Genomic DNA, 22635 nt, shown 5'->3' with positions numbered 1-22635 from the left:
TATTATTTTTTAGCTGATTTACCTGCTTTTCTTCTTAATACTTCACCTACAAATTTAACACCTTTTCCTTTGTAAGGCTCCGGCTTACGGAAGCTACGGATTTTCGCAGCAATCTGACCGATTAACTGCTTATCAGCACTTTCCAACGTAATAGTAGGATTTTTACCTTTTTCCGAAGTAGTAGTTACTTTAATTTCCTTTGGCAATATAAAAACAATCGGGTGAGAGAAACCTAAGGCTAACTCCAATGTATTACCTGTACTTGTTGCACGGTAACCTACACCGACTAGTTCCTGTGTAGTTTTGTATCCTTCCGTAACACCTACAACCATGTTATTGATTAAGGCGCGGTACAAACCATGTAATGATTTGTGTCTTTTTTGTTCAGTAGGACGTGATACTATAATAGTATCGTCTTCTTGTTTTACGGTAATATCACTATCCACTTGCTGTGTTAGTTCGCCTTTCGGTCCTTTTACCGTTACCAGATTTTTATCTGATACGTTGATCGTTACTCCCGAAGGAATAGCGATAGGCGCTTTTCCAATTCTTGACATTTCTTCTGTGTTTTTACCTAGATTAATAAACGTAACATAAAACCTCACCACCTACGTTTTGCAGACGGGCCTCTTTATCTGTCATTACTCCCTTGGAAGTCGACAAAATTGCGATACCCAGACCATTCAAAACACGAGGCATGCTGTCAACACCTGCATACTTTCTTAAACCAGGTTTACTCACACGTGTCAATGTGCGAATAGCCGGAATTTTGCTAATCGGATGGTACTTCAAAGCTATCTTAATGTTACCTTGAGGACCGTTTTCCTCGAATTTGTAATTAGCAATGTAACCTTTATCGAAAAGAACTTTAGTGATTTCTTTCTTAAGGTTCGATGCAGGAATTTCAACAACCCTGTGGTTGGCCTTAATGGCATTCCTTACTCGTGTAAGGTAATCCGCTATTGGATCTGTATTCATTATGTATAAAAATTGCGATAATGGTTTCTCACGGACTAACCAAAGTCTGGAGACCTGTCATCTGTTAATAAAATTTGCAAAACAAATTGCCCCGATAAACCGATTCACGATTTATCCGGGCAAAAGTAAATGTTTTTTTCTTGATTACCAAGAAGCTTTTTTCACTCCCGGGATTTTACCGTCCAAAGCCATCTCACGGAAAGTTACACGAGAGATACCAAATTGGCGCATATATCCTTTAGGACGACCAGTTAATTTACAACGATTGTGTAAACGTACCGGTGAAGCATTCTTCGGCAACTTATCTAACGCAGCGTAGTCACCAGCAGCTTTCAAAGCTGCACGTTTCTCCGCAAATTTAGCTACCAGCTTTTGACGTTTGAGTTCGCGTGCTTTTATTCCTTCTTTAGCCATTATTGTTTGAATTTTGATTTTTGAATGGTAAACCGAATTGTTTCAACAACTCCAAAGCCTCCACATCATTGTCGGCCGAAGTTACAAAAGTGATATCCATACCTTGGATTTTATTGATCTTATCAATATTAATCTCTGGAAAGATAATTTGCTCGGTGATACCTAAATTATAGTTACCTCTTCCGTCAAAACCTTTTTCGTTGATACCACGAAAATCGCGGATACGAGGCAAAGATACAGCTACCAAACGATCAAGGAATTCATACATATTGTTGTCACGTAATGTTACACGTGCCCCAATTGGCATTCCTTTACGTAGTTTAAAGTTCGAGATGTCCTTTTTTGATTTTGTAGGAACCGCTTGCTGACCTGTGATCAAGGTTAATTCAGCCACTGCATTGTCAATCAACTTCTTATCAGCAGTAGCAGCACCGATACCTTGCGATACCACAATCTTCTCAAGCTTCGGAACTTGCATAACGCTTTTATACTGGAATTTTTCCTTTAGCGCCGTACGGATTTCCTCCGCATATTTCGCTTTTAATCTTGGTACGTAAGTCATTATTTAATTTCCTCCCCTGATTTTTTTGCGTAACGAACAATTTTGCCATCTGCATTCACACGACGACCAACACGAGTAGGCTCACCTGATTTCGGATCGATCAACGCGATATTAGAGATGTGGATAGCAGCTTCTTTTTCAATAATACCACCGTTAGGATTAGCTGCACTAGGTTTAGTATGTTTTTTAACAATATTAGCGCCTTCTACAACCGCTCTATTAGTTTCTTTTATAACCTGTAGAACTTTACCCTGAACACCTTTAGCGTTACCGGCGATAACTTTCACTAAATCACCTTTTTTAATTTTGATTTTGTGCGTAGTTGCTTTTTTCTTCTGTGCCATAATTATAAAACCTCCGGTGCTAGTGATACAATTTTCATGAACTGCTTCTCACGTAGTTCCCGAGCTACTGGGCCGAAGATACGTGTTCCGCGTGGTTCATCGTTATTATTTAATAATACAGCAGCATTGTCATCGAAACGGATGTAAGAACCATCTTTACGACGGATTTCTTTTTTCGTACGTACGACTACTGCCTTGGAAACGGTTCCTTTCTTCACATTTCCTGAAGGTAAAGCGCTCTTTACGGTAACAACAACTTTATCACCGATAGATGCATAGCGCTTACGCGTACCGCCTAATACTCGGATTACTAAAACTTCTTTAGCTCCTGAGTTGTCGGCTACATTTAATCTTGATTCCTGTTGTACCATTATTTAGCCCTTTCTAATATTTCAACTAATCTCCAGTTCTTTGTTTTACTCAACGGACGTGTTTCCATGATTAATACCGTGTCGCCGATACCGCAGGTATTCTCTTCGTCATGAGCTTTGAATTTGGTAGTTTTTTTCACGAACTTACCATAGATAGGGTGCTTCACTTTACGTTCAACAGCCACCACGATAGACTTGTCCATCTTGTTGCTAACTACCAAGCCGATTCTTGTTTTTCTTAAATTTCTTTCCATTTTTCGACTTTACATTTATGCCTCAGCGGCTGTTTCGGATTGTGCAGCAATTCTACGTTTTGAAATCTCTGTAGAGATACGAGCGATAGTTTTGCGCCCTGCTTTGATCGCATTGGGGTTCTCAATAGCAGAAACAGCATGTGCAAATTTCAACTTGTTAAGAGCAGCTTTCTCTTGTGCGAGACGAGCTGTAAGTTCCTCTTGTGATAATTCGATAATTTCTGAATTCTTCATTTTCTTTCAGTATTGTGTCGGGTTATCTTAAGGTTTACATGTCATCATGTGGGTAACGGCCACATGATCTAAACCCATTGACATTACCAACGTTTATGCTTCTACGTAGTCTCTACGTATAACAAACTTTGTTTGAACCGGTAATTTTTGAGCAGCTAAACGCAATGCTTCTTTGGCAACCTCTAAAGGTACACCTTCTGCTTCAAATAACATACGGCCTGGACGCACTACGGCTACCCAGTATTCAGGAGCTCCCTTACCTTTACCCATACGTACCTCTGCAGGTTTTTTGGTAACAGGTTTGTCAGGGAAAATACGGATCCACACTTGACCTTCACGTTTCATGTAACGTGTTACGGCAATACGCGCAGCCTCAATTTGGCGGCTAGTGATCCATGCTGGCTCCATTGACTTGATACCGAAAGAACCGAAAGCTAACTCCGCTCCACGAGAAGCGTTACCTTTCATGCGGCCTTTCTGCATCTTTCTGAACTTCGTTCTTTTTGGCTGTAACATGTTCGTATTTTTTTAATCCGCCAAGCTGACGGATATCTGTTTTAATCTATTAATTAATTATCCTCTGTTTGAACCACCACGGCTTCCGCCACGGTCACGATTGCTTCCACCCCGGTTTCCACCGCGTCCACCGCCTTTACGGTTGTCACGACGATCGCCTCCGCCTTCGTTTCCGCCACGGGTTTTCGTGTTTGACGTTTGTCCGATATTAGGGGATAGGTCACGTTTACCGTAAACTTCACCTTTACAGATCCAAACTTTCACACCGATTTTACCGTAAGTAGTCAACGCTTCTGCTAATGCATAGTCAATGTCAGCACGTAATGTATGCAAAGGCGTTCTTCCTTCTTTATATTGTTCGGTACGTGCCATTTCAGCACCACCCAAACGACCTGAACACATTACCTTGATACCTTCGGCACCCATACGCATGGTTGAAGCAATTGCTGTTTTCATTGCACGACGGAATGAAATACGTGCTTCTAATTGTTTAGCAATACCTTCTGCTACCAATTTCGCATCAAGCTCTGGGCGTTTAATTTCAAAGATGTTGATTTGAACGTCTTTTTTCGTCAATTTTTTCAACTCTTCTTTAATCTTGTCAACTTCTTGACCGCCTTTACCGATAACGATTCCCGGACGAGCCGTGTGAATAGTAACTGTGATGCGCTTCAAAGTTCTTTCAATAACAACTTTTGCTACGCCTCCTTTTGCGATACGTACAGAAAGATATTTTCTGATTTTTTCGTCCTCAACTAACTTATCAGAATAGTTGTTGCCTCCGAACCAATTAGAGTCCCATCCTTTGATGATCCCCAATCTGCTACCTATTGGATTTGCCTTTTGTCCCATTCTTATCTAAATTAGTTGTTTACGTTATTTAAACTATCTACGACCAAAGTTACATGGTTTGAACGTTTACGAATTCTATAGCCACGACCTTGTGGAGCTGGACGCAATCTCTTCAATTGACGACCTCCGTCTACCTGTATTTCTTTCACATACAAAGCACTGTCTTCCAAAGAAGCTCCTTCATTCTTTGCTTCCCAGTTTTTGATAGCTGATAATAATAATTTCTCAACACGAGCAGCAGCTTCTTTTCCTGAATGTTTCAAGATATAAAGAGCCGATTCCACTTTTTCGCCACGGATAAGATCTACCACTAAACGCATTTTACGCGGTGAAGTAGGGCAGTTCAATAACTTGGCAGTAGAAGCTCCTCCTACTTGAGCTTTTTCCTGCTCTTTGCGCTGTCTGATTAAGACAGATTTTTTGAGTTTTTTTGTTGCTTCCATTACCTAATTATTTTTTCTTTTCTGCGTGGCCTTTGAATGTACGCGTAGGCGCGAATTCACCAAGCTTGTGACCAACCATATTTTCTGTTACATAAACAGGGATGAACTTATTCCCGTTGTGCACTGCGAAGGTATGGCCAACAAAATCAGGTGAAATCATTGATCTACGAGACCATGTTTTGATTACTGATTTTTTGTTTGTTTCATTCATAGAAAGAACTTTTCTTTCTAAGTTGTGATCGATATAAGGACCTTTTTTAATTGAACGAGCCATTATTTTTTCCTTCTCTCAATGATGTAACGATTCGATATTTTCTTCTTAGAGCGTGTTTTGAAGCCTTTAGCCAACACACCTGTACGTGAACGAGGGTGACCTCCTGATGAACGGCCTTCACCACCACCCATTGGGTGATCAACCGGGTTCATAGCCACACCACGAACGCGAGGACGACGTCCTAAATGACGTTTACGACCTGCTTTACCCAACACTTGATTCGCTTTTTCCGCGTTCGATACCGAACCGATAGTCGCAACACAGGTTAACAAAATCATACGGGTCTCGCCTGAAGGCAATTTAATAATAGCATACTTACCATCACGAGCAGACAATTGCGCGTACGTACCAGCCGAACGAGCGATTGATCCCCCTTGACCAGGATTCAACTCAATATTATGAATGATAGAACCTAGCGGGATATTTGCTAATGGCAATGTATTTCCTACTTCTGGGGCTGCATGATCACCTGCTATTACCGTTTGACCAACTGTTAGTCCAGCCGGGGCAATGATATAACGTTTTTCACCATCAGCGTAGTGCAATAAAGCAATACGCGCCGTACGGTTTGGATCGTACTCAATAGTAGCAACTTTTGCAGGGATATCTTTTTTATCGCGTTTGAAATCAATTAATCGGTATACTTTTTTATGTCCCCCACCGAGATAACGCATAGTCATTTTACCGGACTTATTACGACCACCTGATTTCTTGTTGATACCAACTACTAATGATTTCTCCGGAACGTTAGTTGTAACGTCCGAGTAGTCAGCACCTACTCTAAAGCGAGTACCAGGGGTAACCGGTTTGAATCTTTTAACTGCCATTTCTTATTATAGTGTACTGTAAAAGTCAATAGTTTCACCATCTTTAACTGTAATGATGGCCTTTTTATATTTAGGAGCTCTTCCAGATACAAAACCTGCTTTTGTATAACGGCTTTTTGCTTTACCGGCAACAACCGCGGTGTTAACTGCCAATACAGTCACACCAAACATTTCTTCTACAGCTTGTTTAATCTGAATTTTATTAGCTCTGTGGTCAACTTTGAAAGCGTAACGGTTTAATTTCTCCGTCAATAACGAAGCTTTCTCTGTTAAAATAGGTTTTTTGATAATTTCCATATTATTTAGCGAATGCTTCCTCCAAAGTTTTAACAGAATCCGCCGTCAACAACAGCTTTGTAGCATTTAATACGTCATACGTATTTAATTCTGCTGCAACAATAACTTTTGTTTTCTTCAAGTTTCTGCTTGATAAATAAACGTTCTTGTTTTCTGCTGGCAATACGAGAAGTGTTTTCTCATCGGCACAATTTAATGCATTGATGAACGATACATAATTTTTGGTTTTGATCGCGTCGAAGTTTACTTCGTCCAACACCAATATATTGTTCTCCTGAGCTTTATAGCTCAATGCAGATTTGCGCGCTACCTGCTTCATTTTTTTGTTCAATTTGAACGAATAGTCACGAGGTTGTGGACCAAATACACGACCACCACCATTAAACAATGGAGATTTGATAGAACCCGCGCGGGCACCACCAGTACCTTTTTGTTTGTGTAATTTACGAGTAGAACCCGCGATTTCATTACGTTGTTTGGATTTGTGTGTTCCTTGGCGTTGGTTCGCTAAGTATTGTTTCACATCCAAATAGATCGCATGGTCGTTTGGCTCTACACCGAATACAGACTCAGGAAGCTGCACCTTGGCACCTGTTTCTTTACCTGATAAATTTAATACATTAACTTCCATCTCTACTATTTGTCTACGATTACATAAGAACCTTTAGCTCCTGGAACGGAACCATTAACAACAATCAGGTTTTGCTCAGGATAAACTTTCAAAACCTGTAGGTTCTGAATCTTTACTCTATCACCACCTGTACGGCCTGCCATACGTTTCCCTTTGAATACGCGGGAAGGCCAAGAAGCTGCACCTAATGAACCTGGAGCACGTAGCCTGTTGTGCTGACCGTGAGTCGCACCACCTACACCACCAAATCCGTGACGCTTCATTACACCTTGGAAGCCCTTACCTTTTGAAGTACCAACCACGTCCACATACTCACCTTCTTCAAAGATAGTGACATTCACAGTGTCACCTAGTTGCTTCTCATCCTCGAAGGTTTTGAATTCAACTAGCTTACGCTTAGGACTAACCCCTGCTTTCGCAAAGTGTCCTTTTAAAGGAGCTGTCGTGTTCTTTTCCTTGGCATCATCATAGCCAAGTTGAACAGCCGAATAGCCATCCTTTTCTACCGTACGTATCTGCGTAACCACGCACGGCCCAGCCTCAATTACTGTACAAGGGATGTTCTTCCCTTCCGCATCGAACAGGCTGGTCATTCCTACTTTTTTACCAATAATTCCTGACATCTTATATATTAATTAATTAATCGTCCATCGAAGCAGTAGGGCTTCGCTCAAGACACACTTTCCCCATAAAGGGATTGCAAAGGTAGAAAGAATTTTATAAGTATCAAATAGTTAGCGAATTATTTTTTTCATGCAAGAATACATGATGGAGATACAGGAGTTGCATCTCCATAAACCTGACAGCCAAAAAAACCAAATCACACGCCTCTTACCGCGTTTTCTTATATTTCGTAGCGGACATTTATACCCGCACTAATATTGCTCGGTATTCAGCATTACAAGCGTACAAGCCTCCACAGCCTCAATCCCTGCTTCTTCGAGCCGCCGTTTAAGTTCCTCGTTCTCTGTGCCCGGATTAAAAATTACCCGTTTGGGTTGTGTCTGCAAAATATAATCATAATAAATAGCTTGATTCTGCGGCCCAACGTACAATGTAATCGTATCAATATCTGTATGGATATCATCCATATTCTCTATATCTACGCCAGCTACTTTTCCTTTTTTTCTTCCCACGTTCACAATTGGGTATCCCTTGCGAACCAACTTATTTGCTACCAAATAAGCATATCGAGCAGGATTATTGCTCGCACCAACGATAAGTGTCTTTTTCATAAATTGAACATAAGTTAGTTGACAATAAAGTCTCCATTTGCACTATAAGCATTTTGCCTTAAAATAGGCATTTTCAAAATCTTATACAAGTCGTCTAGTTTCACTAAACTACCATTTACCATATTGGACAATAAGACAATCGTAATATCGTTTGTCAAATCCCGTACATATAGATTGCGAAATCCGTGCCACCATCCGGTGTGATAAACTACCTGTGCCTTTTCCGGTGAAAATGTTCGCCAACCATAACCGTAGCTAAAAAGGCTACGTCTCGCGTCACTACGGGGCACATAAGCCGAGTCTAGTATCGCTTCATTGACAATCCTCCCCTCTTTCAACGCTATATCTAATAAAAACAAGTCTTGTACGGTACTATAGATACCTTTATCACCAACAGGTCCATCCAAATAGTTCTGCACTACGGATCTTCTCCACACCCGGTCATGTCCGACAACATCTGTCGGAATCTTATCATACACCGCTTTCGACAATACCGCCGTATTTTTCATACCTGCTGGGTTAAAGATCGATTCTTTCATGTACACGGCGAAATCCTGGCCCGTCACTTTTTCTATAATTGCAGCCAGCACCATGTAATTGGAATTATTATAATGAAAACGTCCATCAGGAGCTCCATACCGCGTAGGTTTATGTTCGATCAATAAATCCATCGCATCCATGTTATTCATCGCTTTTGTCCTGTCCTTCCATGCCTCTTCCGAAAAATAAATATAATTCGGGAGACCGCTGCGATGGCTCAATAGCATCTTTATCGTGATACCCAAATATGGAAAATCTGGAAAAAAATCGTTCACTGTCTGATCCAACCTTAATTTTTCTTCCTCCGCCAATTTCAGCACCCCCAATGCCGTTAGCGGTTTAGAAACCGAAGCCAGCTCAAACTTCGAGGTAATTTTCAGACTATCTTTATGCAGGTAGTCTGCCCATCCAAATGTGTTTTGGTAAATGATCTTTCCCTTTTTTGCGATCAATACGTTTCCGTTGAAAGCCGATTTCCGATGTAAATTCTGCATAAAAGCATCTATTTCAGGGTCTGCATCTGCTGGATTGTAAACCAACGTAATACTATCCTTCTCTTGTTGCTTTTGTTGCTTCTCTTCTACTTTCTTTTGCTTCGCTGCCGGCGAAGAACAAGACATCAAACCGACAAATAAACTGATAATTAATATCTTCAAAAAATGTATACTCACTGAACTGCCTCTCCGATATATCACGGTTTTATTAAATAAATGTTACCGCTCCAAATTAATATTTATTAAGAAAAAAATCAAGAATTATTCGCTATCATTTACACAAAAAGGACATCTTTCTATGGATGTCCTTTTCTTTATATTAATATGAAAAACAATTACGCTAAAAGCCTAATTGGGGCTTCCAATAATCCTTTTAATGTTTGTAAGAATGCGGCCCCAGTAGCACCATCAACCACACGGTGGTCACAACCTAGTGTTAGCTTCATGACATTCCCCGGAACAACAGCACCATTTTTCACTACCGGAACCTGCTGGATAGCTCCTACAGATAGGATAGCGCCATCAGGTGAATTGATAATAGATGTAAATTCGTCTATTCCAAACATCCCTAGATTGGATACCGTGAAAGTTGAGCCTTCCCAATCTGATGGTTGCAGCTTCTTCGCTTTTGCTTTCTGACCGTATTCCTTCACTTCAGCAGAAATATGAGATAACGACTTGCCATCAGCAAAACGCACAACCGGCACCAATAAGCCGTCTTCTACGGCCATTGCCACACCAACGTTCACATGCTCATTAAAGCGAATCGTATCCCCTTTCCATGAAGAATTTACGGCAGGATGTTGTTTTAACGCTACGGCAACTGCCTTAATAACAATATCATTAAACGATACCTTCACCGGCGCGACGGTATTAATTTGACCACGTGCTTCCATAGCGTTGTCCATATCTACTGAAATCGTCAAATAGAAATGTGGTGCTGTGAATAGGGATTCTGATAGACGGCGAGCAATCGTTTTACGCATTTGCGAGACTTTTTGCTCCGTATATTTTTCTTCACCGATATATTGTGGCAAAGAGATTGTTTTGGTTTCTGTACTTGCTGCAGCAGATACCGGCGCAGGTGCAGAAGTTGTCTCTTTTGCTTTTGGAATAAAGTTCTCTACGTCTTTCTTTACAATCCGTCCACCATCAGCAGAACCTTTTACATCATTCAAATTGATGCCTTTATCTTTCGCAATTTTGCGAGCCAACGGCGATGCTTTTACGCGCGAATCATCGGATGCACCAGAAGCATCACTTGATGACGAAACCTCTTCTTGTTGTTTTGTTTCAGTCTTTTCCTGCGTAGCGCCTTCCGATTTCGACGCTTTAGCTGGAGCATTTGACTTCTGTTTTAATAAAGGCGTTACATCTGTACCTTCCGGCCCTACGATAGCAATAATATCATTTACTTTCGCAGCTTGCCCTGCTTCTACACCAATATACAACAATGTTCCTTCTGCGTAAGCAGTTACCTCCATCGTTGCCTTGTCGGTTTCTACATCAGCAATAGCGTCGTCAGATTTAATGGCGTCTCCTACTTTAAAGTTCCATTGGGCAATTACGCCTTCGGTCATGGTGTCACTCAACAACGGCATCGTGATAACCGTACAGTCTAAATCTTCTGCGGAAACAGAAGAAGAATCATCACCAGCATCATCAGAAGCGCCTTCTTCCACGTTGGGGGAGTCTTCTTTTTCTTCTTTAGCCTCTTCTTTAGAAGATGATGAACTATCTCCCTCCAATAAGGCTTTATAGTCCTCACCTTCTTCACCCAAAACAGCAATTACAGCATCAACTGCTACCGCTTCACCTTCTTTTGGGCCTACGTACAACAATGTTCCCTCCTGATAGGATTCAAAATCCATTGTTGCTTTATCTGTTTCAACTTCGGCAATTAAATCTCCGGAGTTTACCTTATCACCGACTTTTTTGTGCCATTTAGCAATTACACCTTCGGTCATGGTGTCGCTCATTTTCGGCATTCTTACTACTTCAGCCATATTGTATAGTAGATTATATCTATTAAGTTAAAGTAATTCGCTAAATCATTCCTTTATAAAAGGATAATCCTCTTGTACATACACATCTTCATAGATGGCCGAAGGATCTGGATAAGGAGATTCCTCTGCAAACTTCACAGCATCATCTACTACTTTCTTTACTTCAGCTTCCACCTCTTTAAACCAAGCTTCATCCGCATATTTATTTTCCATAATAGCAGCTTTGGTAGTAATCAGTGGGTCTTTCCCTTTATATTCCTCTAATTCTTCTTTTGTACGGTATTTAGCCGGATCGGACATGGAGTGTCCTTTATAACGATACGTACGGATTTCCAAGAACGTCGGCCCTTCACCAGCACGAGCTCGTTGCACAGCCTCATCCATAGCATTGTGTACCGCCACCGGATCCATACCATCTACTGGCGCACTAGGCATATCAAAAGCGTGTCCCATCTTATAGATATCCATCATATTTGTGGTACGCTTTACCGAAGTCCCCATTGCATACCCGTTGTTCTCACACACAAAAATAACCGGTAATTTCCATAGCATTGCCATATTGAAAGCTTCGTTTAAAGCTCCTTGACGAACAGCACCATCACCCATGAAACATACGTTAACATTGTCCGTACCCAAATATTGCTCTGCAAAAGCAATACCTGCGCCCAAAGGGATCTGCCCACCGACGATGCCATGTCCTCCCATCATTTTATGCTCTTTCGAGAAAAAGTGCATGGAGCCACCTTTACCCTTCGAACAACCTGTTGCTTTTCCAAAAAGCTCTGCCATACATTCGTTAGCAGACATACCTTTTGCCAAAGCATGCGCATGATCACGGTAAGATGTTATAACGGAATCCTCTGGCCTGGTAGCAGAAATAGTACCTGCCATAACAGCTTCTTGACCAATGTAAAGGTGACAAAATCCGCGGATTTTTTGCTGACCATATAATTGGCCTGCTTTCTCCTCGAATTTACGCATAAGTAACATGGACTTATACCATTCTAAGTATGTTTCTTTTGTTATAGGTGTTGAACTCATTTTGAAGTATTGAATTTCTTAACTAATCCGACCACAAATCTAATCATTTATAACGATATATCGGACAATATTTCCGTAGGAAATGGTGATTTTTTGTGAATGCAGCTCCCTTAACTTAAAAAAGCAATCAGCTGTTCCAATGAAACTTTTTGTTGCTCACCCGATGTCATATCTTTCAGCGAATACATCCCAGACGCTATCTCCTCCTCTCCCACCAGCAGCACATAAGGAATTTGCTTTCCATCTGCATACCCCATTTGTTTCTTCAACTTGGCAGCAGTGGGATAGAGCTCTGCTGCAATATTGGTTTCCCGAAGCTGATACAACAAAGGAAGAGTATGTGAATAGGCTTCTTCTCCAAAATTCACAATAAGTACTTGGGTCGAAGTAGAAGAAGAAGCCGGGAAAAGATTCAATTCTTCCAATACATCGTAAATGCGATCGGCACCAAAAGAAATACCCACCCCCGTTAGATCTTTTAATCCGAACATCCCGGTTAGGTCATCATATCTTCCTCCGCCTCCGATACTACCCATCGAAACTTCGTTGGTCTTTACTTCAAAAATACACCCTGTATAGTAATTTAATCCACGTGCAAGCGTAATATCGACTTCTACCTCGCGATCCAACAAGCTCGCTGCACCAAAATCCCGCAGATAGCGAAAAACATCTTCTACTTCGGAAACACCTTGCAAACCAATTGCCGACGCAGCCAGCACTTGTTTTAAAGATGCCAGTTTATCAATGTTAGAACCGCCGAGAAGAATGATCGGTTTCAAAACTTCCACATCCGCTTCCGTAAAGCCACGACCTAGCAATTCCTTATTCACGCCATCCAATCCAATCTTATCCAACTTGTCGATCGCCACCGTCATATCCACCATCAGCTCCGGCTTTCCGATCACCTCCGCGATACCTGATAAAATCTTACGGTTGTTGATTTTTATTGTAAAATCTTTCAAACCTAACGCCTTCAACGCCTCTTGATAAACCAATACAAATTCTGCTTCATTAAGCAAAGACGGAGACCCCACGACGTCGACATCACATTGATAAAACTCCCTATAACGTCCACGCTGTGGCCTATCTGCACGCCACACCGGCTGTATTTGAAAGCGTTTGAAAGGAAGTACAATTTCGTGTTGATGCATAACAACGTATCGGGCAAAGGGCACAGTCAAATCGTAACGCAACGCTTTTTCCGAAATATGAGGAATGAGCTTATTGGACGATTTAACATTCAAAAGCTCCGCTGGCGTTTTCGCTAGATACTCGCCAGAGTTGAGTATTTTAAAAATCAGTTTATCGCCTTCTTCGCCATATTTCCCGGTCAGGGTTGATAAGTTTTCGAACGAAGGGGTTTGAATCTCGTTATAACCAAATTTCTTAAAGACAGTTCTTAAGGTATTGAATATATAATTTCGCTTTTCCATTTCTCGAGGAGAGAAATCGCGGGTACCTTTAGCTAATGAAGGTTTGATATTTGCCATAAGGCAAAGGTAATTATTTTCTTTATTCTTTTTCCCCGTGAAAAAGAAGCAAAAGTGGCCGAAGGGAGTTCATGAACACCAAATAAATAAGGCTCGTAAACCTCGTTGCTTCAGACAACCTCAAACACTTTCAATTCTTCGCAAGCCTTTTCTGCTGCCAATTTTTCAGCACTCTTCTTATTAAAATCTTTTCCTACTCCATGCACCTCGCCATTTATCACGACTTTCACCGTAAATAACTTCGGTGATTCCCCCGGCGGATTCTCGACCGGTATAAACTGAATCTCCTTACCAAAGTGTTGACACCATTCGATAAGCCGACTCTTAAAATTGGTTTCGGTAATTTCTAATAAGTGGATATCCACATGTGGCTTGATAATCCTCGTTAACAGAAACTCCCGGGTAAACGAATATCCTTTATCCATATACACAGCCCCAACGATAGCTTCAAAAGCATCTCCCAACAAAGACCCTTGTTTGTTGGGATAGTTAATCATGCGGGCATCATATTCTATTAACTCGTTAAAACCTAGTTTATGGGATAACTGGTTTAGATTGGCTCGACTAACTATTTTGGAGCGTAGCTCTGTCAGAAAACCTTCGTCTTTGTAAGGATATAACTTAAATAATAACTCCGCAACGACACAGCCCAATACCGCATCTCCTAAAAACTCAAGCCGCTCATTACTATTCTTTACGCCATCTTTAATCGTTGTTGCCACAGATTTATGACGAAAAGCCATCTTATACAACTTTATATTCCCCGGAACAAATCCAAGAATATTCTTCAGTTTACGAACGTAAGCTTTATGCGGAGAAAAGTATAAATAGTATATCCTCAAGAAAGGCATTAAGTATATAATATAAATAAGTAATAGGCAGTTTCTCTTCGAAACCACCTATTATTTGTACCTCAATAATCTCCTCTTAATATTAAGATCTTAGGAGTGGTATTTCTTTACAATAATGGATGCATTATGTCCGCCAAAACCGAATGTATTGCTCAATGCCGCATTTACTTCCCGTTTCTGTGCTTTATTAAATGTAAAGTTCAGGTTACTATCAATCTCCGGATCATCCGTAAAATGATTAATAGTAGGCGGTACGATATCATTTTTTACTGTCAAAATAGAAGCAATAGCCTCTACAGCTCCAGCTGCACCTAGAAGATGCCCCGTCATGGATTTTGTCGAACTGAGATTCATTTTATACGCATGTTCGCCAAATAAGCCGATAATAGCTTTTGGTTCACTGAGATCGCCAACTGGCGTCGATGTACCATGAAGATTGATATAATCAATATCCGAATACTCGATCCCTGCATCCGCAACAGCCATATTCATCGCTAATTTAGCACCCAGCCCTTCGGGATGAGACGCGGTAATGTGGTGTGCATCTGCACTCATTCCACCTCCAGCAACTTCGGCATATATTTTGGCTCCTCGAGCCAATGCATGTTCTAAGCTTTCTAAAACGATCGCACCCGAGCCCTCACCTGAAACAAAACCATCACGATCCTTATCAAAAGGCCGAGATGCTGTTTTCGGATCATCGTTACGGGTAGATAGGGCATGCATGGCATTAAAACCACCTATCCCGGCTTCGTTTACCGTCGCTTCCGACCCACCAGTAATAATGATATCCGCCTTACCTAACCGAATATAGTTAAAGGCATCAATCATCGCATTCGTGGCAGAAGCGCAGGCAGAAACTGCCGAAAAATTTGGGCCGTGCAAACCATAGCGCATAGAAATATGGCCAGGAGCTATATCAATAAGCATTTTTGGGATAAAGAAAGGATTGAAACGTGGCGTTCCATCTCCTTTGACAAAGTTTGCCACTTCTTCTGTAAAAGTGGTTAACCCACCAATACCAGCTCCCCAAATCACACCTATTCGGTTTCTGTCTACTTTATCGAATTCTAATCCAGCATCCTTTACTGCCTCATCGGTAGAAGCAATAGCATACTGAACGAAAGGATCGACCTTGCGAGCCTCTTTACGATCCATATAGTTATGTGGATCAAATCCCTTCACTTCACAAGCGAATTGGGTCTTAAATTTTGATGCATCGAAATGCGTAATAGGAGCAGCGCCGCTCACACCATTAATCAATCCGTTCCAATAGCTTGAAACATCATTCCCTAAAGGTGTAAGGGCGCCTAACCCTGTTACAACTACTCTTTTAAGCTCCATTAAATATGTTTGGCCTAATAAATTAGTTATTAACGTTCTTTTCTAAGTAAGAGATAGCTTGACCAACTGTACTGATGTTTTCAGCTTGATCATCTGGAATAGCTACGTTAAATTCTTTTTCGAACTCCATGATCAACTCAACTGTGTCAAGTGAGTCTGCACCTAAATCATTCGTGAAGGAAGCTTCTGGTGTTACTTCTGCTTCGTCTACACCTAACTTTTCAACGATAATTGCTTTTACTCTTGATGCGATATCTGACATGATTTTATAATTTAATTGTTTAATAAATCTGTGCAAAGAAAAATAAATTTCCCCAAATATCAAACCCTTTTTTGACTTGATGATGGGAAAGAAGAACGTACGGACTCCCTAACCAGTCTAAAAACCGCTACCATAAAGAGCGTATCCAATATTAACAATTTTTTTTGTTTATACCAAGAACTTTAAAATCAACCCGTATTTTCGCTATAAAAATAAGCAAAAACATACTTTACAGGCGATTTTTTCCTAATTTCGAAAACTGTGAGCATAACAAAAAAACATCTAACATTAGATCTCGATTTTGATATCGAACTTGATTTTGCATTGATTGGCATTAGTTCACCCCTGCGCGACTATAGACTTTGTCATTTTCTGTACAAACATGCCGGCCTCGCATTTGTGCGCGGAAAAGAAGACTATGTAGACCATAAAGGATATATAAAAGAAAAGGAACAAGATGAGATGGATTACCATATCGTATATGATAAAAACAAACAAAAAAAGCTTCTCAAACACTATTTTACGATCTACCGCTATTGCGACAGCAATTTTGAATTTGAGTTTTACATCGTAAACAATCGCAGTTTGGAGGGTACTTTTCTCCTACCCGAGCTACCAAATTTCGATTATTTTTTAATCATTAAACACTATATAGATCGGGACGACCTTCGTACATTATTATCAGAAATAAAGAATATCAGCGAGGTCATCCTCGCCAAAAAGTTAGACCCAGCTTCATTGAAATCCAAAGAAAATCTTATATTTTAGCACTTTAAAATAATGCAAAGTGTAAATTTTACACTTTCTTAAACCTGACTTATTAAACAGATTGCTATTTTTGCACCATACTATTACTTCTTAAAGAAGATAAAATATATATATAAATAAAACACTGTAAATGAACAAGATTCAGAAAAGGACAAAAATTGTTGCCACACTAGGTCCGGCATCGTCGGATAAGACAATATTGACCAACATGATTGCAAAAGGTGTGGATGTTTGCCGCCTTAATTTCTCCCACGGCAGCCAAGACGACCACCTCAAAGTGATTAAGACCATTCAAGAAATTAATAATGAACACCCCTTTAATGTTGGAATTTTAGCGGATCTTCAAGGTCCCAAAATCCGTATCGGAAAAATGAAGGAAGGTGGCGCTATTTTAGTAAATGGTGCAGAGGTGGAAATCACTACCGAGAAACTCATCGGTGATGAAAAGCGCATATATATTACTTACGAAAACTTCCCGAACGATGTTAAAGAGAATGAAATTATTCTATTGGATGACGGAAAGTTACAATTGAGAGTCATCAGCACGAATCACAAAGACACCGTAAAATGTCAGGTAGTACACGGTGGCGTATTGACTTCCCGCAAAGGTGTCAACCTCCCCAACACAAAAGTTTCCATCCCGTCTCTTACAGAAGAAGATCTGGACAATCTCCATTTTGCTTTAGACAACGGAGCCGATTGGATTGCCATGTCTTTTGTACGTTCGGCAGAAGACATCCACCAATGTAAAGAAATTATCAACGCAAAAGGAAGCCATGCATTAGTGATTGCTAAAATAGAAAAACCGGAAGCTATTGATAATATTGATGCCATTATAGAAGCTACAGACGCGATTATGGTAGCTCGCGGAGACCTTGGCGTAGAAATGCCGATGGAAGTAGTACCTGGCTTACAGAAAATGATCGTACAAAAATGCCGTGATCTTTCGAAACCGGTTATCATCGCTACGCAAATGCTAGAAAGTATGATTACGACACCTCGGCCGACACGTGCGGAAGTCAACGACGTTGCCAATTCTGTCTTGGATGGTGCTGATGCTGTCATGTTGAGTGGCGAAACCTCTGTCGGAGAATTTCCAGAAATTGTTATCGAAACCATGGCAAAAGTAATTACACAAGTGGAACGCACGTCTTATCCATATTATAGTCATAAAGACAGCATTCACGCGAATACAACGAAAATACCAGATGCCATTTGCAGTTCCTCTATACATCTCGCTAAAAATACAAATGCATCGGCTATCGCAGTTATGACATCGTCGGGATACACCGCATTTGAAATATCAAGCTACCGTCCGAATACCGATATTTATGTATTTACAGGCAATAAAAAATTGATAAACTTGCTGAGTTTAGTATGGGGGGTACGCGTTTTTGTATATAGCAAATTTGAAAGTACCGACGGAACTATTCAAGATGTGAACGGACTACTGAAAGAGTTAAATCTCGTTTCTCCAGGCCAGATCGTCATTAATACCGCTTCTACACCGTTACACCAAAAAGGGAAAACAAATACCATTCGAGTATCCCAATTAGACTAACTTGAGGCAACTCCTCGGGAACTAGCGTAGATTTAAAATCTACGCTTTTTTTATGTCCATTTGTATCAAAGCTATTACAAGTGTCTTTTTAACATGATTTTACCCATTTTCTTCTTTTCTTTGAACCACTAGCTTTAATGAATGAAAAGGTGTACACTTATTTTTCTGTGCATAATCAACCATTACCTGTTTGCACAATCCGTACAGGGAGTGATTGTTGACCAAGCAGACCAAAACGCATTGGAAAACGCTTCCATCGTTCTTTTGGATACAGATTCCATCATGCGATATTTTACACGGGCCAATCCGAGCGGAAAATTTAATCTGGAGAAAATAGAAAAAGGAGAGTACCTTTTATTGGTCACCTATCCCAAGTTCGAGATTTACAGTCAACCAATAACCATAAAAAACGACAATATTGACCTGAAAACCATCGGGATAAATTCGCAATCCAACTTACTCGAAGAGGTTGTCATCAACCAAAAAATCCCTATTAAAATTAAAGGTGATACGATAGAATACGATGCAGGCAGCTTTGAAACAGAAAAGAATGCCAAACTAGAAGATCTCTTACGTCGACTACCCGGACTAACCGTATCGGCTTCCGGTGAAATTACCGCACAAGGAAAAAGTGTTTCAAAAGTATTGATCGACGGAGAAGAATTTTTTGGTTACGACCCAAAGATTGCCATCCGTAATGTTAGAGCTGATGCCGTCGATAAGGTACAAGTATATGAACGAAAATCGGAAGAAGCGGAATTGACCGGCATCGACGATGGTGTAAGGCTTCAAACGGTTAACGTGGTATTAAAAGAAGAAGCACGACGAGGAATATTCGGCAATGCCAATGCCAGCGTGGGCACGAACAGTCTTTTCGACGTTAATGCTTTCGCCGCAAAATTCAATAGATCGGAACGCCTAGCCATTACTGGAAATTGGAATAACATGGGTAATAGTGGCGATGCCAGCCGGATTCGTATGAACAACCAAATCGTTGGACGTCCGATGCATAAAAGTGCAGGCATGAACTACGAAAACAATTTTTTAGAAAAAAAGCTGCACTTAACCTCCAGCTACAATTTTACGAACAACGGTACTGCGAATGAATCCAACAGCTATAACAAACGTGTGTTGAATGACGACCAGACACAAGAAACGACACGAGAAAGCACGTCAGAAAACGACAATAAAAACCATGCTCTGCGCTCCCAAATTCGTTATCGCATCGATTCTATAAGCAATTTAAACATACAGCTAAACGGCGGCAAAGGACAACAAACGGCTGCTTCCAGTTCGTCTAGTAACACCTTGCGAAACGAAAATATAAAAGCAAACGAGTTTGAAGGTCGGAACAATAGCGAAAGTGATAGTGAAAACCTCAATTTACGGGTAGACTATAGAAGACGCTTAAACAAAAAAGGTAGAAGTTTAAACCTTCATCTGAATACACAAGTAGACAATTCTACATCCACCAATCAAGTAGATGAACGAACAAATTTATATGATACATTCGGTGTTATTCAAGATACGGTTATTGTTGACCAAACACGTTTATCGGAGAACAAAAGCAATAACCTGGGCGCATCTATAAATATCAGTGAGCCGTTAACGAAACAATTAAACCTTACATTGGGCTACAACTTCAACACTTCTGCCCGAAATGCCCTCGTTAATGCGTATGACAACGATAGGGATGCTATTAGCGCCCTAGATAGTCTTTATTCAAAAAACGAAACAAATAATGCGCATACCAATGGCATGAATGTCAACTTAAACTTCCATAGCGATAAGTTTAATGTAAATCTTTCTAATCGGATCACGCATAGACATCAAGAGCTAACGGACAGTTATCGGAATATCGGACTTTCCAGAAATTTCTGGCAGAATAACTTAAACGCCAATGTGTCTTATAGAATTACGAACAACAAGAACCTGACAATAGGCTACCAAAACAACACCAACGTACCTAGTTTTTCGCAGCTCCAACCCATACAACCTCCTACTAATGAATTGTACCGACAACTCGGAAACCCCGATTTGAGACGGGAGATTAACAACAATATAAACTTCAACTTTAATAAGTTTAGTCTGTTGAAAGCATCGTCCTTTAACATCAATGCGAACAGTGGTTTCACCAAAAATGCTATTGTAAACCGATCGATTATCGATGACGAGGGAAGAACTACCACGACATTCGTCAATATTCAAGACCACGTTAACTGGAATGGCCGTATTTACGCCAACTATACCCGACCAATCTTAAACGGCAATGTACAGTTTGGTCCGTTTACATCTGCACAGTTCAGCAACAACTATGGATATATTAACGGTGATCTCAATCGTAGCAACAACACAAATGCGCAGGGAGGCATTAATGCAAATAAGCAAAACTCAAAAAATATCGATTTTAATCTCAATCTAAGCTTTGGAGTGAACAATGAAGTAAATACCATCCAGCGACAGCTCAATAATACGGCGTTTCGATCGTCAGCAAATGCCGACTTAAAATATTTTCTTCCGTTTAAATTCAGCCTAACCCAAGTACTGTTCTACAGCTATACCGGAAAATCTAAGGTGTTCCCCGATCCTATCCAGCAATTCTATATGAATTTGGAGCTTACCCGCAAACTATTAAAAGATGAATCGCTTTTACTAAGCGTAAAAGCTTTCGATGTATTCAATAGCTTTAACAATACAAATCGTTCTTTCAACAACAATAGTTTCTCCGAAACGCAACAAGAGATGCTTACCCAATACTTTATGGTTGGTGTAAAATGGGATTTTAACAAGAATTTAGGAAAGAAAAGTGGAGATTAAAAAATGAGCAAACTGATTTTACTATATATCATACTGATATGCTGCTATTTTGACACAGCAGCACAACATGCATATTTCCCAAACAAAGGCATTATTAGCTTTGAAAAAGAAGTATATGTAAGGGCAAGAATGCGTGAAATGACCAACCGAGCTGACGGAAGAAATCGAGGCATGATGATGCGGTTTGGCGGCAACATAGATGATGTACCAGAGAAAAACTCATCGATGTTTACACTGCGATTTGACGATGACGAAACACTCATGACTCCAGCAGAAGAAGCAGAAACAACGGGAAGCACAGCGACCTCCGGCCGCAGTGGTACGGGTGGGGGCAGAGGAGGCAATAGAACTATGAATCGTGCGCCGAATGTCCGACAATCCACCAGGCCAGGCGAACAGAAAGTGTATTATCAGAATTTCCGTGAGGGCACGAGCGAATTGGAATTGAATTTGGACGAAAAATATCTATTGCAGGATTCATTACAGCAAATTACCTGGCGTTTTACCGATGAATATCGAAACATAGCAGGCTATGATTGTCGACGTGTTAATGGTGCCACGCCGGATTCACTTTATATAGTAGCTTTTTATACTGATCAAATCCCTATATCCGGAGGACCTGCATTAGTACACGGGCTTCCAGGCATGATACTAGGACTCGCCATTCCCGAAATGCACATCAATTATTGGGCACGCAAAGTAGATTTTGTGGTAGATAATGTCCCAAACCAATGGCGAGACAAAAAAAGTAAACCCATGACGATGAACGACTTTTTCGATGCATTGGGCAATAATCGGTTTTTCGGAGGTGGCTCCAACCCGCAGCAACAACGGCGGAATCTATTGGAGAATTTGATTTACTAATATGTTACTACTTTATAGTTGCCTTTACTGCTTTAGATAGCGAATTATACACCAATGCATAGCTGTCATCTATAAACGTCCTCAAACGCTCATCCGAAAGTTGGCGGTTACAATATACCGTATTCCAATGCTTTTTGTTCATGTGATAACCGGGAATAACCGTTTCAGGATAGTTTAGCCGTAATTCAACGGCTACATCGGGGTTGCATTTCACGTTGAAGCTTAAAGATTCAACTTGATCCAGCCCCACTAACAAGAACACCTTTCCGCCCACTTTAAAGACCAAAGTATCCGGACCGAAAGGCAATTCTTCAGTTACTGCCGGCTTAGTAAGACAGTGCTCCCGAATGTCTTCAATATTCATC

29 protein-coding genes are annotated in these 22635 nt (G+C 40.6%); 4 read left to right on the top strand and 25 right to left on the bottom strand.

The genetic code is table 11. From position 1 onward, the window contains the following. Positions 1-2 precede the first annotated feature (2 nt). The 24 genes from rplF to EWE74_RS17930 all read right to left on the bottom strand — a co-directional run bounded on the left by rplF (position 3) and on the right by EWE74_RS17930 (position 16260). Positions 3-557: a 50S ribosomal protein L6 gene (gene rplF / locus EWE74_RS18045; protein WP_130143049.1), complete on the bottom strand. Its 555-nt coding sequence runs from the start codon at positions 555-557 to the stop codon at positions 3-5. Positions 558-579: 22 nt separating this feature from the next. Continuing rightward, positions 580-978, bottom strand: coding sequence for a 30S ribosomal protein S8 (rpsH, locus tag EWE74_RS18040; protein ID WP_130143048.1), 399 nt, complete (start codon positions 976-978; stop codon positions 580-582). 144 nt (positions 979-1122) lie between these two features. Then, positions 1123-1392, bottom strand: a complete 270-nt coding sequence (rpsN, locus tag EWE74_RS18035) for a 30S ribosomal protein S14 (protein WP_130143047.1) — start codon at positions 1390-1392, stop codon at positions 1123-1125. Next, a complete protein-coding gene (gene rplE / locus EWE74_RS18030) occupies positions 1385-1954 on the bottom strand; it encodes a 50S ribosomal protein L5 (RefSeq protein ID WP_130143046.1) in 570 nt (189 codons plus the stop codon). Before rplE ends, rpsN begins: the two co-directional genes overlap by 8 nt. Beyond that, the gene (gene rplX / locus EWE74_RS18025) at positions 1954-2298 is read right to left on the bottom strand and encodes a 50S ribosomal protein L24 (RefSeq protein WP_130143045.1); all 345 of its coding nucleotides are present in this window, start codon (positions 2296-2298) and stop codon (positions 1954-1956) included. Before rplX ends, rplE begins: the two co-directional genes overlap by 1 nt. Positions 2299-2300: 2 nt before the next feature. After that, positions 2301-2669, bottom strand: coding sequence for a 50S ribosomal protein L14 (gene rplN / locus EWE74_RS18020; protein WP_130143044.1), 369 nt, complete (start codon positions 2667-2669; stop codon positions 2301-2303). Further along, a complete protein-coding gene (rpsQ, locus tag EWE74_RS18015) occupies positions 2669-2923 on the bottom strand; it encodes a 30S ribosomal protein S17 (protein ID WP_130143043.1) in 255 nt (84 codons plus the stop codon). Before rpsQ ends, rplN begins: the two co-directional genes overlap by 1 nt. A 15-nt stretch (positions 2924-2938) precedes the next feature. Then, positions 2939-3157 carry a 50S ribosomal protein L29 gene (gene rpmC, locus EWE74_RS18010; RefSeq protein WP_130143042.1) on the bottom strand — a complete coding sequence of 73 codons (219 nt, stop codon included), beginning with the start codon at positions 3155-3157 and terminating at the stop codon, positions 2939-2941. Between the two features lie 93 nt (positions 3158-3250). Beyond that, positions 3251-3673: a 50S ribosomal protein L16 gene (rplP, locus tag EWE74_RS18005; protein WP_093364169.1), complete on the bottom strand. Its 423-nt coding sequence runs from the start codon at positions 3671-3673 to the stop codon at positions 3251-3253. Positions 3674-3730: 57 nt separating this feature from the next. Next, positions 3731-4525: a 30S ribosomal protein S3 gene (rpsC, locus tag EWE74_RS18000; RefSeq protein ID WP_130143041.1), complete on the bottom strand. Its 795-nt coding sequence runs from the start codon at positions 4523-4525 to the stop codon at positions 3731-3733. An 11-nt stretch (positions 4526-4536) separates the two neighbouring features. Then, entirely contained in the window at positions 4537-4968 is a 432-nt protein-coding gene (gene rplV / locus EWE74_RS17995; protein WP_130143040.1) for a 50S ribosomal protein L22, read from the bottom strand. Positions 4969-4975: 7 nt separating this feature from the next. Further along, the gene (gene rpsS, locus EWE74_RS17990; protein WP_037498931.1) at positions 4976-5242 is read right to left on the bottom strand and encodes a 30S ribosomal protein S19; all 267 of its coding nucleotides are present in this window, start codon (positions 5240-5242) and stop codon (positions 4976-4978) included. After that, positions 5242-6069 carry a 50S ribosomal protein L2 gene (rplB, locus tag EWE74_RS17985; protein ID WP_130143039.1) on the bottom strand — a complete coding sequence of 276 codons (828 nt, stop codon included), beginning with the start codon at positions 6067-6069 and terminating at the stop codon, positions 5242-5244. Before rplB ends, rpsS begins: the two co-directional genes overlap by 1 nt. 6 nt (positions 6070-6075) lie before the next feature. After that, the gene (gene rplW, locus EWE74_RS17980; protein WP_130143038.1) at positions 6076-6366 is read right to left on the bottom strand and encodes a 50S ribosomal protein L23; all 291 of its coding nucleotides are present in this window, start codon (positions 6364-6366) and stop codon (positions 6076-6078) included. Between the two features lies 1 nt (position 6367). Continuing rightward, complete coding sequence (gene rplD, locus EWE74_RS17975) at positions 6368-6997, bottom strand: 50S ribosomal protein L4 (protein ID WP_130143037.1); 630 nt, start codon at positions 6995-6997, stop codon at positions 6368-6370. 5 nt (positions 6998-7002) lie between these two features. Further along, the gene (rplC, locus tag EWE74_RS17970) at positions 7003-7620 is read right to left on the bottom strand and encodes a 50S ribosomal protein L3 (protein WP_130143036.1); all 618 of its coding nucleotides are present in this window, start codon (positions 7618-7620) and stop codon (positions 7003-7005) included. 252 nt (positions 7621-7872) lie between these two features. Further along, complete coding sequence (locus tag EWE74_RS17965; RefSeq protein WP_130143035.1) at positions 7873-8232, bottom strand: CoA-binding protein; 360 nt, start codon at positions 8230-8232, stop codon at positions 7873-7875. A gap of 14 nt (positions 8233-8246) precedes the next feature. Then, positions 8247-9392: a serine hydrolase domain-containing protein gene (locus tag EWE74_RS17960; RefSeq protein ID WP_130143147.1), complete on the bottom strand. Its 1146-nt coding sequence runs from the start codon at positions 9390-9392 to the stop codon at positions 8247-8249. Between the two features lie 209 nt (positions 9393-9601). Then, positions 9602-11272 carry a 2-oxo acid dehydrogenase subunit E2 gene (locus EWE74_RS17955; RefSeq protein WP_130143034.1) on the bottom strand — a complete coding sequence of 557 codons (1671 nt, stop codon included), beginning with the start codon at positions 11270-11272 and terminating at the stop codon, positions 9602-9604. A gap of 45 nt (positions 11273-11317) precedes the next feature. Continuing rightward, entirely contained in the window at positions 11318-12313 is a 996-nt protein-coding gene (gene pdhA / locus EWE74_RS17950) for a pyruvate dehydrogenase (acetyl-transferring) E1 component subunit alpha (protein ID WP_130143033.1), read from the bottom strand. Positions 12314-12423: 110 nt separating this feature from the next. Further along, entirely contained in the window at positions 12424-13803 is a 1380-nt protein-coding gene (gene hisS, locus EWE74_RS17945) for a histidine--tRNA ligase (RefSeq protein ID WP_130143032.1), read from the bottom strand. Positions 13804-13913: 110 nt separating this feature from the next. After that, the gene (gene rnc / locus EWE74_RS17940; RefSeq protein WP_130143031.1) at positions 13914-14654 is read right to left on the bottom strand and encodes a ribonuclease III; all 741 of its coding nucleotides are present in this window, start codon (positions 14652-14654) and stop codon (positions 13914-13916) included. A gap of 90 nt (positions 14655-14744) precedes the next feature. Next, positions 14745-15998, bottom strand: a complete 1254-nt coding sequence (gene fabF, locus EWE74_RS17935; RefSeq protein ID WP_130143030.1) for a beta-ketoacyl-ACP synthase II — start codon at positions 15996-15998, stop codon at positions 14745-14747. Between the two features lie 22 nt (positions 15999-16020). Next, on the bottom strand, positions 16021-16260 hold the full coding sequence (locus EWE74_RS17930) for an acyl carrier protein (RefSeq protein ID WP_105717695.1): 240 nt from the start codon (positions 16258-16260) through the stop codon (positions 16021-16023). A 261-nt stretch (positions 16261-16521) separates the two neighbouring features. On the opposite strand from EWE74_RS17930, the gene EWE74_RS17925 reads away from it, so the two are divergent. The 4 genes from EWE74_RS17925 (at position 16522) to EWE74_RS17910 (ending at position 22270) form a co-directional block, all read left to right on the top strand. Further along, on the top strand, positions 16522-17028 hold the full coding sequence (locus tag EWE74_RS17925; protein ID WP_239018707.1) for an IPExxxVDY family protein: 507 nt from the start codon (positions 16522-16524) through the stop codon (positions 17026-17028). 130 nt (positions 17029-17158) lie between these two features. Then, a complete protein-coding gene (gene pyk, locus EWE74_RS17920) occupies positions 17159-18589 on the top strand; it encodes a pyruvate kinase (protein WP_130143029.1) in 1431 nt (476 codons plus the stop codon). Positions 18590-18730: 141 nt separating this feature from the next. Then, positions 18731-21406, top strand: a complete 2676-nt coding sequence (locus EWE74_RS17915) for an outer membrane beta-barrel protein (RefSeq protein ID WP_130143028.1) — start codon at positions 18731-18733, stop codon at positions 21404-21406. Between the two features lie 3 nt (positions 21407-21409). Beyond that, positions 21410-22270 carry a GLPGLI family protein gene (locus EWE74_RS17910; protein WP_130143027.1) on the top strand — a complete coding sequence of 287 codons (861 nt, stop codon included), beginning with the start codon at positions 21410-21412 and terminating at the stop codon, positions 22268-22270. A 7-nt stretch (positions 22271-22277) separates the two neighbouring features. On the opposite strand, the gene EWE74_RS17905 is transcribed toward EWE74_RS17910, so the two are convergent. After that, positions 22278-22634 carry an MmcQ/YjbR family DNA-binding protein gene (locus EWE74_RS17905; RefSeq protein ID WP_130143026.1) on the bottom strand — a complete coding sequence of 119 codons (357 nt, stop codon included), beginning with the start codon at positions 22632-22634 and terminating at the stop codon, positions 22278-22280. Position 22635 lies beyond the last annotated feature (1 nt).

Source organism: Sphingobacterium corticibacterium (assembly GCF_004208525.1).
In the GTDB taxonomy this organism is placed as follows: domain Bacteria; phylum Bacteroidota; class Bacteroidia; order Sphingobacteriales; family Sphingobacteriaceae; genus Sphingobacterium; species Sphingobacterium corticibacterium.
Note: the sequence above shows the minus strand (reverse complement) of the source record. Positions and strands in the feature narration are given on the sequence as shown.